11 protein-coding genes and 1 pseudogene are annotated in these 12,749 nt (G+C 58.8%); 9 read left to right on the top strand and 3 right to left on the bottom strand.

Going from position 1 to position 12,749, the window contains the following annotated elements:
• Positions 1-76: 76 nt before the first annotated feature.
• Positions 77-367, top strand: a pseudogene (locus ACO54Z_RS03980) (LysE/ArgO family amino acid transporter); the annotation flags it as partial.
• Here ACO54Z_RS03980 and ACO54Z_RS03975 read toward each other — a convergent pair.
• From ACO54Z_RS03975 to ACO54Z_RS03965, 3 genes are all read right to left on the bottom strand, one after another.
• Positions 333-1,295 (bottom strand): DMT family transporter, encoded by a 963-nt coding sequence (locus ACO54Z_RS03975; RefSeq protein WP_485995854.1) that lies wholly within the window; start codon positions 1,293-1,295, stop codon positions 333-335. The pseudogene ACO54Z_RS03980 and the gene ACO54Z_RS03975 overlap by 35 nt on opposite strands.
• A gap of 162 nt (positions 1,296-1,457) precedes the next feature.
• Entirely contained in the window at positions 1,458-1,661 is a 204-nt protein-coding gene (locus tag ACO54Z_RS03970) for a hypothetical protein (RefSeq protein WP_298080741.1), read from the bottom strand.
• A 303-nt stretch (positions 1,662-1,964) separates the two neighbouring features.
• On the bottom strand, positions 1,965-3,689 hold the full coding sequence (locus ACO54Z_RS03965) for a suppressor of fused domain protein (protein ID WP_485995853.1): 1,725 nt from the start codon (positions 3,687-3,689) through the stop codon (positions 1,965-1,967).
• A gap of 97 nt (positions 3,690-3,786) precedes the next feature.
• Here ACO54Z_RS03965 and ACO54Z_RS03960 point away from each other — a divergent pair, with 97 nt between their 5' ends.
• The 8 genes from ACO54Z_RS03960 (at position 3,787) to ACO54Z_RS03925 (ending at position 12,622) form a co-directional block, all read left to right on the top strand.
• The gene (locus ACO54Z_RS03960) at positions 3,787-4,530 is read left to right on the top strand and encodes an Nmad2 family putative nucleotide modification protein (protein ID WP_485995852.1); all 744 of its coding nucleotides are present in this window, start codon (positions 3,787-3,789) and stop codon (positions 4,528-4,530) included.
• Between the two features lie 155 nt (positions 4,531-4,685).
• The gene (locus ACO54Z_RS03955; protein ID WP_485995851.1) at positions 4,686-5,501 is read left to right on the top strand and encodes a J domain-containing protein; all 816 of its coding nucleotides are present in this window, start codon (positions 4,686-4,688) and stop codon (positions 5,499-5,501) included.
• A gap of 121 nt (positions 5,502-5,622) precedes the next feature.
• Complete coding sequence (gene argG, locus ACO54Z_RS03950) at positions 5,623-6,969, top strand: argininosuccinate synthase (protein ID WP_485995850.1); 1,347 nt, start codon at positions 5,623-5,625, stop codon at positions 6,967-6,969.
• A gap of 119 nt (positions 6,970-7,088) precedes the next feature.
• Positions 7,089-8,756, top strand: coding sequence for a GmrSD restriction endonuclease domain-containing protein (locus ACO54Z_RS03945; protein ID WP_485995849.1), 1,668 nt, complete (start codon positions 7,089-7,091; stop codon positions 8,754-8,756).
• Between the two features lie 89 nt (positions 8,757-8,845).
• A complete protein-coding gene (gene folE2, locus ACO54Z_RS03940; protein ID WP_485995848.1) occupies positions 8,846-9,637 on the top strand; it encodes a GTP cyclohydrolase FolE2 in 792 nt (263 codons plus the stop codon).
• Positions 9,621-10,322, top strand: a complete 702-nt coding sequence (gene trmB / locus ACO54Z_RS03935) for a tRNA (guanosine(46)-N7)-methyltransferase TrmB (RefSeq protein WP_485995847.1) — start codon at positions 9,621-9,623, stop codon at positions 10,320-10,322. The genes folE2 and trmB overlap by 17 nt, the downstream gene beginning before the upstream one ends.
• 151 nt (positions 10,323-10,473) lie before the next feature.
• Positions 10,474-11,697, top strand: coding sequence for a DUF945 family protein (locus ACO54Z_RS03930; RefSeq protein WP_485995846.1), 1,224 nt, complete (start codon positions 10,474-10,476; stop codon positions 11,695-11,697).
• Positions 11,698-11,881: 184 nt separating this feature from the next.
• The gene (locus ACO54Z_RS03925) at positions 11,882-12,622 is read left to right on the top strand and encodes a hypothetical protein (protein WP_485995845.1); all 741 of its coding nucleotides are present in this window, start codon (positions 11,882-11,884) and stop codon (positions 12,620-12,622) included.
• Positions 12,623-12,749 lie beyond the last annotated feature (127 nt).

Here is a 12,749-nt window from a genome sequence, read left to right as displayed (position 1 = left end):
CTCCGTTGCTTTTTGTTTGCCCGCCGTTTATCAGCATACATTTTAGGACACCACCGCGTCGGGCAGCGCGCGGCAGGCGGTGCTGCTGACGCTGGCGATTACCCTGCTCAATCCGCACGTTTATCTGGATACGGTCGTGATTGTTGGCGGCATCGCCGGAACGCTGTCGCCTGCCGCCAAAGCGCTGTTTCTCTGCGGCGCGGTGGCAGCGTCGGCGCTGTGGTTTTTCGCGCTGGGCTTTGGTGCGCGCCTGTTGTTGCCGCTGTTCCGCCGCCCGCTCACCTGGCGCGTGCTGGACGCGGTGGTTGGCGTGGTGATGTGGGCGATTGCCTTCAGTTTGCTGCGCTACGCTGCCGTTTTGCTTTGAGACCGCGCCGTCCGAGATACATCAAAAGCATCCCGGCGAAGGCGATGCTGCCGCCTGCAATCAGCGACCAGTGCAGGCTTTCGTGCAGCCAGAGGGAGGCGAACAGCACGCCGAAGACGGGCTCAAGGGTAAGGTAGCCCGCCGCCGTCCCCGCACCGAGGTTGCGGATGCCGTCGAAGTACCAGACGTAGGCGAGTACGGTCGAGCCGAAGACGATGCCGAGCATGGCAATCCAGGCGGCGCGCGGCGCGCGGGCGAGTGCGCCCCAGGCGGCGGTGTCGTCAATGGCGAGCGCGAACGGCAGCAGCATCAGCGCGCCGAGGAACAGGGTGCAGACGGTAGTGGTCAGCGCATCCATGCCGCCGAGGACGCGGCGGCCAATGAGGGTGTAGGCCGTCCAGCAGAGGATGCAGAAGCCGATAAGGATTTCGCCGGTACCAATGCCGCCGTGCAACAGCGTCAGCGGGTTGCCCTGGGCGATGACCACCGCCGAGCCGCAGACGGCAAGCGCCATTCCCGCGATGATGCGCGCGTTCAGCCGTTCGCCGAAAAACCACGCCGCCGAGAGCAGGGTCAGCACCGGGCTGAGCGCGAACAATACCGCTGCCTTGCCCGCCGGCATCCGCTGCACGCCGTACATGAAGCTGGCGGTATAGACGGTGATGCCGAAGAGCGCCGCCAGCGCCATCGCGCCCCATTGGCGGCGGGAGAGGGTGAGCAGGCTGCGCAGGCGGCGCAGGTGATGCAGCCAGTAGAGCAGGACGAGCGCGGCGAGGAGGAAGCGCAGGGTGGCGGCGGTGAGGATGGGCATCGCGCCGGTGATGGTTTTCGCCCACGGGTAAGACGCGCCCCAGAGGGCGGTCATGCCGAGCAGCTTGAGATGCACGCCCCAGGGGGTGACGGCGGGAGCGGGTTCGGGTGTGTTCATGGGAGTTCTGCGGGAAAACGCCCGCCGCTGCGGAGCAACGACGGGCGCGGGTATTAGCGAGGATTCGGGCGCTATTTTAGCGGTTTCGCGTGGTCTGCCCTGGCCGATTTTTGTGCTGCATAAAAAACGCAGCTTGCGCTGCGTTGTGGGATTAACTGCCGTTTAGCGGCTCAGGCTGACGTTGCCGTCTGCGCCATGCAGGGCAGCGGCGAAGGCATCAGCATCAAAGGTGTCTTCGTGGGTGACGACGATGTTGCCGTTGTTGATGTTCACCCATTTGACGCCGGGCACTTTCATGCCGGTATCTTTCAGTTTGTCGGTGTTGTCGGCGGTGAGGCCGCTCGCCTGGTAGAGGGTTTGTGGCATATGCGCTCCTGATGGGTTACGGGTCGCGCCGGATGGCGCTTGTTGGAGATGAATGCACGGACGATGCCAATAGCGCTGTTTTTTCTTTTTGTTTTCCTGAAGATGGGGCGATATTTTCGGGAACGTGGCACATCGGCAAGACGATAAACACAGTCTTCGCCTTGCGTTTATAGCTATCCACCGAAAGTTTCAGACAAGGCTCGCCGCCGTAGTCGCAAAATCATCGTCATCACCCGGATGGTGCGCCGAGGCGCACCCTATGGCGGATTCTGTGTCTGGGACTTTAAGGTGTATTGCCTGTCTTCAGCGGCTGCTGTCCTTGCGGCGGGGATTGACGATTTCGCTGTTGATGCCGCTGTCGTCGAAGTGTTCGAGCAGGGTGTCCAGTCCTTCCCGGGTTTTGAGTGCGATTTCGCCGGGGTAGAGCGGGATGAGCGCGTAGAGGTTGAGGCGGGTGCCGTCGCGGCTGTGGAAGACGCAGTATTCGTGCGGGTGGCTGACAAAGGGCGGCAGTACCAGCACGCCGGAGAAGGGCGTGTCGGCGATTGCGGTCATCGGCTCGCCGTTGGGGAAGATGTGGCCGGTGCCGAGCCAGTTGCCCGGCGTGCGTGCGAAGTCGGCGATCATGGTGAGCCAGGCGATCGGCCAGTAGCCCTGTTCGCTTTTGAGGTTGTCCGGGCTGATGTTCCATTCGGGCGGCAGCATGATCATCAGTTCGGCACGTTCGGCGGCGGTTTTGTTCGGGATTTCGTCCGGGATGTCCATTGGCCGGTCGGAGAGGCCGAGGGTGGCGAGGGTGTGGTAGGGGCGACCTTCGCCGGGACGCCACCAGAGGAGGTCTATCGGGCTTTCGCTGTCTTCGCGGCGGAAGGTGGCGGTGACGGGGCCGAGGTATTGTTCGAGGTGGCTGGTGATTTCACGGCGGTAGTTGGCGCTGGCAGCGGCGATATGCGCCGGCTCGTCGTCTTCGGGGTAGAGCTGGTAGCTGAGGTAGGTGTAGAGCCATTCGTCGAAGCTGTCGTAATCGGCGAGGATTTCGTAGTCGGCGGTGTTGTAGATGACCAGCGGCTGGCCGTCGCTGCCGTCTTCGGTCGGGGCGTAGTCGAGTGCGATGAGGATGTCGCCGCTTTGGTACACGGGCAGCCAGGACGGGTGGGTGTAGTACGGTTGGGTTTGGCTGGTTTGGTCGGCGTCGGGGCGGACGGTGTCATTGGGGTCGCCATTGATGCGTTCGCGCACTTTTTCCTGCCACATTTTTTGTACGGCGGCGATGTCCTGGTGGCCAATCCAGCGTTCGCCATCAGCGGTGGGGGCGCTGTAGCCGTTAAACACGCTCCAGATTTTTTTGAGGGTGGCGGGGAAGCGAACGCCGTAGAGGTGCTCGCTGATGCGGATGTCGTTCGGGTTGGCGGGCGGGTTGTGCGGCAGCGCCGGGTTGGCTTTTTGCAGGGCGAGGTATTCGTCGAGCAGGGTGGCGAGGCTGACGGCGTGGCGGTGGGTGGTGATGGCGTGCGCGTGGCTGTCAAACCACAGTGCGAAGCTGTCGTCCAAGTGGAGGATGTTGCTGTTTTCGGGTTCGGTGTTGATTTGGGCGTAGATGACCTGGCCGCTGGTACCCTGGGGTTCGGGGTCGTAGTCGATGCAGTAGAAGCCTTCGTTGTCCGCCATGAAGGGTATCCAGAAGGGGTTGTAGAGGGTGTTTTTCGCCAGTCCTGCGGCGTCGATGTGCGGCAGGCGCACTTGCGGCCAGTGTTTGCCGTAGTAGTTTTCGCAAAATTCGCGCCATTCTTGTTGTTTGCCGTAGATTTCGTCCAGCCCCAGCCAGCGCGGTTCGCCCGGCGGGATGCGGTCGTGGATTTGGCCGTTGAAGGCGCGGTAGATGGCGGCGAGGCTGTCGGGCAGGCGCACGCCGTGTTCGCTTTCAAAGTTTTTCAGTTCGGCGTCGCCTGCGCCGGGGTTGAGCGCGCTGGTGAGGCCACGGGCGGCGAGGTTTTCGAGGTAGTGTTTGAGTTTTTCGGCAATGTCCATGTTTTCGGTTGTGCGGGTTTGGGCTATGGGCGGCATTGTACGGGCTTTTCTGGCAGGCGGCGCGTAGAATGCCGCTGTTTTTGTAATGGAGGTTTTTATGTTTGTTGTTGCCGCGAATGCCCGCCTGTTCTCGTTTCCGGTGTTTTTTGATGGCGGCTGTGCGCCGTTTGTGCGCGACGGCCTGGCGTCGTTTGCCCTGTCGCAACCGCAGGTGCGGGCGCAGGCGCGGGCGGATGATGTGTTGCTGGGGCTGTCCGGCGAGGATGGCCGGGTGCGGCTGGTGTTCGCTTTTGTCGTTGATGAGGCGCTGCCGTGGCCGGAATACAGCGCGCAATGCCGCACGGGTGAGCGTCGTCGCGTACCGCGCAATGTGCTGGATGCGGCGGATGCGATTTTCCCGCCAAACAGCCGCAATCCGCTGCCGTCATGGTCGGGGCATACCGCCGCCGATTTCGCGCGCGATGTGGAGGAAGGGCAACAGGCGCTGACCAGCCGCCGCTTCTGGTATTTCGGCAAGGGCGACCGTGTCGCGGCGTGTTTGCCCGAGGATTTGCAAGCACTCTTGCCGGCGGAAGGGTTCCGCCAACAGGCGAACGCGCCGCACGTACCGCGTTTTGCCGCGTTCTTTAATGAGCTGCTGGCGCAGCACGGGGTGCAGGAGGCGGGCAGCTACGGCCAGCCGCGTCATCAGCCGGAGCTGGAAGGGTTTGATTTTGTCATGTCATGCAGCACGCTGTCGGCCAGCGCCGATGGTTGCGGCGCACAGGTGGAAGGTCGGGTGGCGTTGGATGTGTTGCGCGACGCGGAGCGCGCCAATGATGCGATTGGCGAAGCGCGGTAACATCATGAGTAAAAAATGTTTTGCTTTTTCCGGGAGGGATAGATTACAATTTTGACACATCATAGTAACGTCCGCATGACTCAACCGTGGCTGGCAAGGACTGTAACCCTGAGGAATTTCAGGGGCTTCGCCGCGACTCTCCTAAGGAAATATTTATGGCTGCGACAACACACAATTATTACCGCATCTTGGGTATCAAAACGACCGCTGGCGTGCAGGAAATCCGCCAGGCGATTGAGGCGCTGCGCCGGAAGGATACGGAAGGCCGATACGCCGCTACCCTCAAAAAGATTGACGAAACCCTTTCCGATCCGGAAAAACGCGGTGCCTATGACGACGAACTCGGCATTGATGGCGCATTGCGTGGCGATTATTACGTTTCCTTTCAAATCAAGGGGGAGCAGAAGCCGAAGCAAACCTTTGTCGATGTCAGCGGCAAGGAATATGGCAGCGAAGAAGCACTGCGTAACGCGCAAAAGGCGCGCTACAACCAGATGACGGTTGAGCTGGAAGAATGGGAAAAAAGCATTGCCTCGCGTAACAAATTTCTCTCGATGGGGCGTTCCTTCGTCTTTCTGGGAATGCTGGCGGGCGCCTTGCTGGTCGCCTTCTTTGCTGGCAAACCGTTTTATGACAGCTATCAGGCGAAAAAGCAGGCAGAAGCCGCCTATGGCGAGCTGGTCAAGGCTGGCAAGAGCGTAATGGATTACATCCGTGCCGAGCAGGCGTTCCCGTCCACCATGCCCTACTACGAGCGCGACGGCAATTACTACGACATCAATGTGAAAGTGAACAATGAGAATCTGCAAGGCAACAGCATCGAATTGTCCTTCAACAACGAAGCATACGACGGTCTGCAAAATGGCAGCCTGACTTTTGAACTCTACCAAATTCCCAACGGCATCCTTGACTGGCGCTGTCATGCGCAAATCCCGGGGCAATTCGCGCCGGTGCGTTGCATGGTCAATTAAACCGGTTCTCCATGTGGCGGGCGGTGCAGCGATGCCCGCCCGTTTTTTGTGTCCGAATCGCCGCCGCACTGCGGCAAAGGCGATAAAATGCGGTTCCCTTTAACCTCAAGAGGAAACTGTCATGAGTCAAGCAACCATCCTGCAACACCTGCCCGTCGGCGAAAAAGTCGGCATCGCGTTCTCCGGCGGGCTGGATACCTCCGCTGCGCTGTTGTGGATGAAACAAAAAGGCGCGCGTCCCTTCGCCTACACCGCCAACCTCGGCCAGCCGGACGAAAGCGACTACGATGCCATCCCGCGCAAAGCCAAAGAATACGGCGCCGAGCAGGCGCGGCTCATTGACTGCCGCAGCCAGCTGGTGCGCGAGGCCATCAATGCCATCCAAAGCAACGCCTTTCACGTCACCACCGGTGGCCTCACCTACTACAACACCACCCCGCTCGGCCGCGCCGTCACCGGCACCATGCTAGTCGCGGCAATGCAGGAAGATGACGTCCACATCTGGGGCGACGGCAGCACCTTCAAGGGCAACGACATTGAGCGCTTCTACCGCTACGGTCTGATGACCAACCCGCACCTCAAAATCTACAAACCCTGGCTGGATCAGCGCTTTATTGACGAATTCGGCGGCCGTGCGGAAATGTCCCAATTCCTCACCGACAACGGCTTCAACTACAAAATGAGCGCGGAAAAAGCCTATTCCACCGACTCCAACCTCCTCGGCGCCACCCACGAAGCCAAAGACCTCGAACAACTCGACAGCAGCGTGCGTATCGTCGCCCCGATCATGGGCGTCGCCTTCTGGCGCGAAGACATCGCCATCAAGCCGGAAACCGTGCGGGTGCGCTTTGCCGAAGGCGTGCCGGTTGCGCTCAACGGACGCGAATACCCCGACCCGGTCGAACTCATGCTCGAAGCAAACCGCATCGGCGGGCGGCACGGCCTCGGCATGAGCGATCAAATCGAAAACCGCATTATCGAAGCCAAATCACGCGGCATCTACGAAGCGCCCGGCATGGCACTGCTGCACATCGCCTACGAACGCCTCGTCAGCGGCATCCATAACGAAGACACCATCGAACAATACCGCATCAACGGCATCCGCCTTGGCCGCCTGCTCTACCAGGGCCGCTGGTTTGACCCGCAGGCGCTGATGCTGCGTGAAACCGCGCAACGCTGGGTGGCAAAAGCCATCACCGGCGAAGTCACCCTCGAGCTGCGCCGAGGCAACGACTACAGCTTCCTCAACACCGAATCGCCGAACCTCACCTACGCACCGGAGCGCCTCTCCATGGAAAAAATCGAAAACGCCGCCTTCACCCCGGCAGACCGCATCGGCCAACTCACCCTGCGCAACCTCGACATCAGCGACACCCGCGCCAAACTGGCGCTCTACATCGAGACCGGCCTCATCACCGACGGCAGCGGCAGCGACAGCGCCGTACCGCGTCTGGGCAAAGACGGCTGACCGACAACATTCGCAAGCTGCCATTTACATACACAATAGCGGTGAACGTGTATGTAAATGGCCATAAAAACTTCACTTCACCCCACGTAACGAAGCCGTTTCATTCCCAGGAGAAACACATGAAAAACCAAAAACAAACCATCCGGAAAATAGTCAGTTTCCTGAATATTCCAGAGGAAGAGGGCGGCTTCTGGCTACCCAATATTCAGCGGTCATTTGTATGGAGTGAAGAACAAATCTGCCGCCTGTTTGATTCCATCTTGCGCGAGTATCCCATCAGCACACTCCTGGTTTGGAAAACCAAAAGCGAAATACGCCGTCGCAAATTTATCGATAACTGGAGAGCAGATCTTGTACCAAGTAATTCCTACGTTCCGGAAGACGGCGAAAAGAAATGTCTGGTACTGGACGGACAACAGCGCTTGCAAAGCCTCTACATTGGCTTATGTGGCAGCTTTGCCGGGCGGGAATTGTATTTTGACATATTGAGTGATGATATTGGCGTCCCGCCAGATGACATCAAATACCACTTCAAATTTCAAAAGAATACTGATGCGGTATTCCCCTGGATAAAATTCAAAGAACTGGTAATGACCACAAAAAAGAAGCCCGGGTTAATCAAAGATATGGAGACCAAACTTGAACGTACTTTTACAGAGCGTGAAAAAGAGCAGATAGAAACCAATCTTGATCTGATAGATCGTACCTTCAAAATGGAAGAAGTAATTACCTATCAAGAACTCGACAGCATTGACAATCCGGAACTTTACTCCGATGACGATGTGGTAGAAATCTTTATCCGTGCCAACTCTGGTGGTACTAAACTGGAAAAATCAGACCTGTTGTTTTCATTGCTTAATGCCACATGGGACGTCGCAGACGATCGCATGGAGGAACTGCTAGGTGAGGTGAACCGGCATGGCTTCGCTTTTAACCGCGATTTTGTTCTCAAGACCTGCCTGGTGCTACTGGATCAGGGCGCACGGTATGAAGTATCCAAATTCCGTCAACCCGGCGTTCGTGAAGCTATCGAAAAGCAGTGGAGCAAACTGGGTGATTCCATCAAGGCGGTTGCGGATTTTGTGCGCGAAAAAACCTATGTTAAAGACGACAAGGCATTACCTTCTTACCTGGCACTCATCCCGCTCATCTATGTACATTATCATTATCCGCCAGCCTGGAAGACAGCCAAAGATATGGATACATTCCTGATACGCACACTATTAAGTGGTGCCTTTAGCGGACAGCCAGACCAGATTATCGATACACTGGTGAGAAAAATTAGAGAACGCAATGGATTTGATGCAGAGGAATGCTACCGCGTCATTCGCGATCAAAATCGCAGCCTCGAAATTACCAAAGACCGATTTTTTGCAATGGGATATGGTTCAAAGAATATCCACCTGATTATGAGCCTTTGGTATCAAAATACCTCCAATACACCTGCCTATGACAACAACCTTCTCCAGATAGATCATATATTCCCGCAAAGCAGGTTAAAGGCAATAAAAACAAAGAATCCTGAAACAGGAAAGCCTGTCATGAAATATAACAAACACCAACGCGACCAGTTGGCAAACTGTATGCTGCTGACGCGTGAAGAAAACGGTGCCGGTGGCAAAGGTGATGCCTCGCCAGTGGAATGGTTCAAGGATAAGGATGATGCTTATCTGGAGCGCCACCTGATTCCCAAAGACAGGGAATTATGGGGGATGGACAGGTTTGATGATTTTATCAAGGCGCGTAAAGAATTAATCGCCGACAAATTTTTCGGACTTCTGGTCTAACTGTTCCTGCCACCGCCGCCTCCCCACATTGCAGCCCCCTGTCGTACAAACGATAATAGCCGCCTTTTAACCACGCGAAAGCCAACACCATGAACCAAACGACCATCCCTGACGTTCAGGGAAAACCCGATACCCGCCACATCGCCATTACCCGCGTCGGCATCCGCGACATCCGCATCCCGCTGCACGTCGCCACCCCTGACGGCGCGCAGCCGACCGTCGCCACCGCAGAGATGACCGTCGCCCTGCCGCACCAGCAAAAAGGCACGCATATGTCGCGCTTCATCCACCTGCTGAATGAAGCGGGCACCATCAGCCTCGACAGCTTCGCCGCGCTGCACGCGGAAATGCTGAAGCGGTTGAACGCCACCGAAGGCAGCATCATCCTCACCTTCCCCTATTTCGTGAAAAAACAGGCGCCGGTCAGCAAAACCGAAAGCCTGCTCGATTACGAAGTGACCCTCATCGCCGACGGCGGCGTGGAGGACTGCATCGTCAGCGCCGAAATCACCATCGCCGTCACCAGCCTCTGCCCCTGCTCCAAAGAAATCTCCAAATACGGCGCGCACAACCAGCGCTCGCACATCATCATCCACGCCGAATACGACGAAAAAACGCCGTTTACCTTTGAAGACCTCATCCGCATCGGCGAAGAAGAAGGCTCCTGCGAAATCTGGGCGACACTGAAGCGACCGGACGAAAAATACGTCACCGAGCGCGCCTACGAAAACCCGAAATTCGTCGAAGACATCGTGCGCGACGTCGCCGCCCGCCTGAACGCCGACCCGCGTATCAAGGCGTACCGCGTCTCCTCCGAAAACTTTGAATCCATCCACAACCACTCCGCCTACGCCATCATCGAACATGACAAACGCGACTGAAGCGGACAAAAAGCGCGCCATCCGCAGCTACGTCCTGCGCCAGGGACGCATCACCGCCGGGCAGGAACGCGCCTTCGCCGACCATTGGCCGCGTTACGGACTGGAAGTCGATGACGCGCTGCGGCTGGATGCGCCCGCACTCTTTAATGATGCGCGCGACCTCATTCTCGAAATCGGCTTCGGCAATGGCGACAGCCTCGTACAAATGGCCGCTGCCGCGCCGCAAGCGGGCTACATCGGCATCGAAGTCCACCGCCCCGGCGTCGGCCACGCCATGCTTGCCGCCGCCGCCGCTGGCATCGACAACCTGCGCCTCATCCGCCACGATGCCGTAGCCATCCTGCGCGACCACGTCGCCGACGGCACGCTCGCGCGCGTGCAAATCTACTTCCCCGACCCCTGGCCGAAAGCGCGCCACCACAAGCGCCGCATCGTGCAGCAGCCCTTCACCGACCTCATCTGGCACAAACTGCGCGCGGGCGGCGAAATCCACTGCGCCACCGACTGGGCGGCATACGCCGAATGGATGCGCGACGTCTTCGCGGGCGACCCGAAATGGCACAACCTCGGCAACGCCGACGGCTACGCGCCGCGCCCCGAGTGGCGGCCACAAACCAAATTCGAGCGCCGGGGCGAACGCCTCGGCCACGGCGTCTGGGATTTGCGCTATCGCAAAAATGGCTAACCAACGCGCGCCGTCTGGCGCGTTTTTTTGTGATGCGGCGCGCATCGCTATCGCATAATCCTGTTTCTAACCAAATCGTCACAAATTATTTGCCAAGCGCCCTGCCCGCCCCTACACTACACGCTCAAACTGCAACCGGACGCCCGCGCCCATGATCAAACGCACCCTTGCCTTTATCGCCGTCATCTGGCTCATCATCGCCATCCTCGCGCCCTCTTTCATCGCGCCGCAAATCGAGGGGCAGTTGCGTGCCTTCCTCGATGGCCCCGATGCCTTGCGCCTGCGCGGCAAAGGCCTGGAACTGCAGCTTGAGCATTATCAGCGCGGCTATTTCAGCAGCCAGGCCGAGCTGCACGTCAGTTTCCGCCCTTATAGCGGCCAGCCAACCTGGTACAGCACCACCCTGCACGCCCGCATCAATCACGCGCCGCTGTTTAACAGCGGCATCAATCTCGTCAGTGCCAGCATTTCCAACGGCAAAAGCGATGGCCGTTTTGCCGCCTACCTGCCGGAAAACCACTTGCAACTGCAAACGCGCATCGCCATTTTGGGGCAGATACACCAGTTCATCCGCATCGCGCCGAACCGTACCGCCAATCTCGACAGCGACGGCCTCACCCTGGGCTGGCACAGCCATATCCGCACTCCCGGTCGTGGCAACGGCGAATGGCTGCTCGGCAGGCAGCAATGGCTGGAAGGCCGCCGCAGTATTGATCTCGCCCGCAGCAGCGGTACCTGCCACAGCGATGGCGAAACGCTGCGCCTGAGCGCCGCCCAACTGAACCTCGTCCGTCGCGATCTCGCCAGCGACGAGGAACAGGGCATTACCCTGTTCAATCTGCAAGGCAGCCTCACCCGCGCCGAGCAGAAATACCGCATTGAAGACATCACCATCAAGCGCAAGGGCAGCGCGGGCAAAGTGGCGAGCCAGCGCCTGCAACACAGCACCATCACCGCCTATCACCGCGACAACGGCAGCCTGCGCAATCTGGAGGTGCAAACCAGCCCGACCTTCGACCTGCCCGTCGCCAAGGCACTCAACGGCGATCGCCTTTACCTCTCGCTCCAGCAGGAGGCGGACGGCAACCGCCTCATCGTCAGCAGCAATCACGAACAGATTACCCATGTCAGCGGCAGCCTGCTCTTCCCGCTGCTGTTCCCGCCGCCATACAACATCGCCCAACTGAACGGCACCCGTGGCGAGTTTATCCTCTATGGCGATTTCGCCCGCGACAGCGGTCTCTTGCCGCTGCTCACCCTCGCACTCGGCAAGGATCGCCTGCCTGCCGATGGCGATGGCAATTACCCGTTGCAAATCGACGTCAACGGCGACGAAGTCCGCGTCAACGGCAAGGCACTGCTGATGCTGCGCTGATTCCAGCCCGACCAGACAGCCCGCTACGGCGGGCTTTTTCATTGCGCTATATAGCCATCCACCGAAAGTTTCAGACAAGGCGCGTCGCCGAAGGCAGTACGCGGTTGTACGGCGAGGCGACGCAACACAGTATGAGGCTTTCGGTGGATGGCTATACTTGGACAAACCCCTTACGGAGACTCTGATGCCCCGCAAAATGCTCACCCTCGCCGTCGCCCTGGCCCTCGGCGGCTGCATGACCGCACAACAATGGACGAAAAACCCGCCGCTCACCACCGTCAACGACGACCGTACCTTTGGCGGCGACAACCTCGTCGCCTTCGGCCAGGTCAGCGAAGACCGCCCGCCACTGCAGGCGGGCAGCCTGATTCTCGTCGGACAAATCTACTGGTTTGCGGTAAACAAGGCCGAATCGGCAGAGTTGATGCGGGTACTGACCAGCGACCTGCCGCGCCAATTCCTCTTTACCGACCAGAGTGGCAGCAAAACCTATCAGGTATTGACGGTGATTCTGGATGAAAAAGACCGCCAGCATTTCTCCAGCGAAGTCTGCCTGCGCTACGACACCACCGAGCCGACGGAAGTCGCCAAATTGCAGGCGCTGGACTTCCAGCCGCGCAAAATCGGCAACGAGCCCGCCTATGGCCGCTGCCTGCCGATGAATGGCTCGCTGTTTATCAAACCGCCGAACCTGCCCTACGACCAGCGCTTCCAGCAGGACAAAAACCTGCCCATCGAAATCAAGGTACGCCACAGCAAGCGCGAGGCGGACGTGATGAACATCGTCAGCAACCTCGCCACCTTGCCCGCGACACTCTCCGCCGACACCGTCAGCTCGGTCATCATGTCGCCCGCACTGCTCAAGGCGGGGATGAATTACTTCATGAAAAAAGAAGACGGCGACAGCGCCCCGGCCACGCCATAACCGCCTGCCGTATCGCGCGCAAAGAAAAGCCCTCCACACGGAGGGCTTTTTATCGGGTTTTAGGGGGGTGGTTGCAATTCGGCGGATAAGCCCCTCTCTCGCTGAGCGAGCTGTTCCAGTCCCTCTG

Source organism: Cardiobacterium sp. (assembly GCF_057314735.1).
This window is presented reverse-complemented; position numbering and strand designations above follow the sequence as displayed.

What these genes read in the sequence shown, in the direction of transcription:
- ACO54Z_RS03975 (WP_485995854.1), bottom strand. Translation starts at nt 1,295, where the DNA reads ATGAACACACCCGAACCCGCTCCCGCCGTCACCCCCTGGGGCGTGCAT.
- ACO54Z_RS03970 (WP_298080741.1), bottom strand. Translation starts at nt 1,661, where the DNA reads ATGCCACAAACCCTCTACCAGGCGAGCGGCCTCACCGCCGACAACACC.
- ACO54Z_RS03965 (WP_485995853.1), bottom strand. Translation starts at nt 3,689, where the DNA reads ATGGACATTGCCGAAAAACTCAAACACTACCTCGAAAACCTCGCCGCC.
- ACO54Z_RS03960 (WP_485995852.1), top strand. Translation starts at nt 3,787, where the DNA reads ATGTTTGTTGTTGCCGCGAATGCCCGCCTGTTCTCGTTTCCGGTGTTT.
- ACO54Z_RS03955 (WP_485995851.1), top strand. Translation starts at nt 4,686, where the DNA reads ATGGCTGCGACAACACACAATTATTACCGCATCTTGGGTATCAAAACG.
- argG (WP_485995850.1), top strand. Translation starts at nt 5,623, where the DNA reads ATGAGTCAAGCAACCATCCTGCAACACCTGCCCGTCGGCGAAAAAGTC.
- ACO54Z_RS03945 (WP_485995849.1), top strand. Translation starts at nt 7,089, where the DNA reads ATGAAAAACCAAAAACAAACCATCCGGAAAATAGTCAGTTTCCTGAAT.
- folE2 (WP_485995848.1), top strand. Translation starts at nt 8,846, where the DNA reads ATGAACCAAACGACCATCCCTGACGTTCAGGGAAAACCCGATACCCGC.
- trmB (WP_485995847.1), top strand. Translation starts at nt 9,621, where the DNA reads ATGACAAACGCGACTGAAGCGGACAAAAAGCGCGCCATCCGCAGCTAC.
- ACO54Z_RS03930 (WP_485995846.1), top strand. Translation starts at nt 10,474, where the DNA reads ATGATCAAACGCACCCTTGCCTTTATCGCCGTCATCTGGCTCATCATC.
- ACO54Z_RS03925 (WP_485995845.1), top strand. Translation starts at nt 11,882, where the DNA reads ATGCCCCGCAAAATGCTCACCCTCGCCGTCGCCCTGGCCCTCGGCGGC.